This is a genomic window from Bacillus sp. JJ1474, assembly GCF_036965225.1.
Lineage (GTDB): Bacteria > Bacillota > Bacilli > Bacillales > Cytobacillaceae > Cytobacillus.
In genome coordinates, this window is record NZ_JBALPC010000101.1 from 6,323 (window position 1) to 6,595 (window position 273).

At 31.9% G+C, this 273-nt stretch carries 1 pseudogene; it reads right to left on the minus strand.

Features of this window, described 5'->3' with window-relative positions:
• Positions 1-261, minus strand: a pseudogene (locus tag V7164_RS14140) (VOC family protein); the annotation flags it as partial.
• Positions 262-273 lie beyond the last annotated feature (12 nt).

The window sequence follows — 273 nt, forward strand, 5'->3', positions numbered from 1 at the left end:
CCCATCTTCTACAAGTAAACTTACTCTTTCTTTTACCCATGATTTTGCTTCATAAAATTTGTTAGCGGGTATGTTAAATGCAAAGTGGTAATATGGGTTACCTTTTACTTCTTTTGTAGTAAACTCCAGTTCACCTGTACCAACAGCAATTCGAAAGCTATCCTTATCCTTATTGATTAGAGAAAAACCTAACGTATCAATATAGAACTTTTTCATTTCAATTAAGCTTTTAGTCTGTAAAACTAGCGATTTAATTTCCATTAAAGATACACC